This is a genomic window from Mesorhizobium sp. KR1-2 (assembly GCF_040045035.1).
GTDB lineage: Bacteria > Pseudomonadota > Alphaproteobacteria > Rhizobiales > Rhizobiaceae > Pseudaminobacter.
In genome coordinates this window covers 1-3,231 of sequence record NZ_JBDZDS010000028.1, presented here as the reverse complement: position 1 = coordinate 3,231, position 3,231 = coordinate 1, and the positions used below count along the sequence as shown (strand labels likewise).

Annotated in this window: 2 protein-coding genes; both read left to right on the top strand. The window is 68.6% G+C overall.

Features of this window, described 5'->3' with window-relative positions; genetic code table 11:
- Positions 1–114 precede the first annotated feature (114 nt).
- Positions 115–1,038 carry a deoxyribose-phosphate aldolase gene (gene deoC, locus ABLE85_RS23835; protein ID WP_348795184.1) on the top strand — a complete coding sequence of 308 codons (924 nt, stop codon included), beginning with the start codon at positions 115–117 and terminating at the stop codon, positions 1,036–1,038.
- 11 nt (positions 1,039–1,049) lie between these two features.
- On the top strand, positions 1,050–3,231 hold a 2,182-nt coding region (locus tag ABLE85_RS23830; RefSeq protein ID WP_348795183.1), incomplete at its 3' end, for an aldehyde dehydrogenase family protein.

Here is a 3,231-nt window from a genome sequence, read left to right as displayed (position 1 = left end):
CGCGGCCGCGGCAAGCGGCCAGCCGGCGCCAGAGGACGGGCACCATCCGTGACACATCCGCAGCATTCGACGCCGCAGGGACTTGAGAACTTCCGGCGCAACGCGGGAACACCGCTGCGCCCCGAGGCCTTCGAGGCGGTTCAGGTCAATCTGAGCGCGGTGGAGCGGCGCGCCGCGACGCTGCCCACCCGCCGCTCGGTGAAGAAGGAATATCAGGCGGCGTGGCTGGTGAAGGCGCTGACCTGCATCGACCTGACGACGCTGGCCGGCGACGACACGCCCGGCCGCGTGCAGCGGCTGTGCGCCAAGGCGATGCGCCCGCTGAGCGACGAGCTGGTCGAGGGGCTGGGGCTGACGGACGCGCCGCCCACCGTGGGCGCGGTCTGCGTCTATCCGGCCATGGTGCCGGCCGCCGTCAAGGCGCTTGCCGGCTCCGGCATCCCGGTGGCCTCGGTGGCAACGGGGTTTCCGGCCGGCCTGACGCCGCTGCCGCAGCGGCTTGCCGAAATCCGCTATGCGGTGGAGGAGGGCGCGCAGGAGATCGACATCGTCATCAACCGCCAGCTCGTCTTCAGCCAGGACTGGCAGGCGCTCTATGACGAGATCGCGGCGATGCGCGAGGCCTGCGGGGCGGCACATTTGAAAGCTATCCTGGCCACCGGCGACCTGAAGACGCTGCGCAATGTCTACAAGGCCTCGATGGTGGCCATGCAGGCCGGCGCCGACTTCATCAAGACCTCGACCGGCAAGGAAGACGTCAACGCCACGCTGCCGGTCAGCCTCGTGATGCTGAGGGCGCTGCGCGATTATGGCGAGGAGACCGGCTTCAAGATCGGCTTCAAGCCGGCGGGCGGGCTGAAAACCGCCAAGGACGCCATGAACTGGCTGTTCCTGATGAAGGAGGAGCTGGGCCGGCGCTGGCTGGAGCCCGACCTTGTCCGCATCGGCGCCAGTTCGATGCTGGGCGACATCGAGCGCCAGCTCGAGCACTTCGTCACCGGCCGCTACTCCGCCGCCTATCGGCACGCACTCGCCTGAAAGAGACACCCATGGCCCTCATCAAGGATATCCTGCAAACCATGGAATATGGTTCGTCGCCCGAAAGCAACGAGCACGTCATCGCCTGGCTCGGGCAGCATGAGGCCGGCTTCGGCCACTTCATCGACGGCAAGTTTACCGACCCCGCGGCGAGCGACGGCTTTGAGGTGACCAGCCCGGCCAACGGCAAGGTGCTTGGCCGCGTGGCGCGGGGCACGGCCGAGGACGTCGACCGCGCTGTGGCCGCCGCCGCGCGCGCCTTCAAGAGCTGGTCGAAGCTGTCCGGCCACGAGCGGGCGCGGCATCTCTATGCGCTCGCCCGCCATATCCAGAAGCGCGACCGCTTCCTGGCGGTGCTGGAAACCATGGACAACGGCAAGCCGATCCGCGAAAGCCGCGACATCGACATCCCGCTGGTCGCGCGCCACTTCTACCACCATGCCGGCTGGGCCGAGCTGATCGAAAGCGAGCTTCCCGGCTACCAGCCGGTGGGCGTGTGCGGCCAGGTCATCCCCTGGAATTTTCCGCTGCTGATGCTGGCCTGGAAGATCGCGCCGGCGCTGGCTGCCGGCAACACCGTGGTGCTGAAGCCGGCCGAGCAGACGCCGCTGACCGCACTTGCCTTCGCCGAGATCTGCCGCGAGGCCGGCCTGCCGGACGGCGTCGTCAACATCGTCACCGGCGAGGGCGAGACCGGTGCGGCGCTGGTCGGCCATCCGGGCGTGGCGAAAGTGGCCTTCACCGGGTCGACCGAGGTCGGCCGCATCATCCGCCGCGCCACCGCCGGCTCGGGCAAGAAGCTGTCGCTGGAGCTTGGCGGCAAGTCGCCCTTCATCGTCTTCGACGACGCCGATCTCGACAGCGCTGTCGAGGGCCTGGTCGATGCGATCTGGTTCAACCAGGGCGAGGTCTGCTGCGCCGGTTCGCGCCTGCTGGTGCAGGAAGGCATATCGGAAAAATTCTACGCCAAGCTGCGCGCCCGCATGGCCACGCTGCGGGTCGGCGATCCGCTCGACAAGTCCACCGACATCGGCGCGGTCGTCTCGAGCGAACAGCTGGAACGCATCGGCGCGCTGGTCGCCAAGGGCAGGCAGGAAGGCGCGGAGGTGTTCCAGCCGTCGATCGCCATGCCGGCGAAGGGCTGCTTCTTCCCGCCGACGCTGATGACCGGCGTGGAGCCGGCTTCGACGGTGGCGATGGTCGAGATCTTCGGGCCGGTGCTGGTGGCGATGACCTTCCGCACGCCGGACGAGGCGGTGGCGCTGGCCAACAACACGCGCTTCGGCCTGGCCGCCTCGATCTGGTCGGAAAACATCAACCGCAGCCTCGATCTGGCCGCCCGCGTCAAGGCGGGTGTGGTGTGGATCAACGCCACCAACCTGTTCGACGCCGCCGCCGGCTTCGGCGGCTACCGCGAAAGCGGGTTCGGGCGCGAAGGCGGCCGCGAAGGGCTCTACGAATATCTGGTGCCCGCCAATGGCAAGCCGGCCAAGGCAAGCGAGGCGGCAAAGGCCGCGCTCAACCCCACGCCATCGGCCGCGACAGCATTGGCGCCCGTCTCCGACGATGCGATTGACCGCACCGCCAAGCTCTATATCGGCGGCAAGCAGGCGCGGCCGGATTCCGGCTACAGCTATGCGGTGGTCAATCCCGCCGGCAAGACGGTGGGCCACGCCGGTCTCGGCAACCGCAAGGACATCCGCAACGCGGTGGAAGCCGCGGCGAAGGCAGGCAGCTGGGGGGCGGCGACGGCGCACAACCGGGCGCAGGTCCTCTATTACATCGCCGAGAACCTGTCGGCCCGCGCGGCCGAGTTCGAGGCAAGGCTGCGCGCGATGACCGGCGCCTCGGCCAAGGAGGCGGCGGAGGAAGTGGCGACGTCGATCCGCCGGACCTTCTTCTACGCCGGCTTTGCCGACAAGCACGACGGCGCCGTCCATTCGACCAAATCGCGCCATGTGACCCTGGCGATGAACGAGCCCTTCGGCATCATGGGCATCGTCTGCCCCGACAAGGCGCCGCTGCTCGGCTTCGTCTCGCTGGTGATGCCGGCGCTGGCCGCTGGCAACCGCGTCATTGCCGTTCCCTCGGCCCGCCATCCGCTGGCGGCGACGGATTTCTACCAGCTGCTCGACACCAGCGACGTACCGGCGGGCGTGGTCAGCATCGTCACCGGCGAGACCGCGAGCCTGG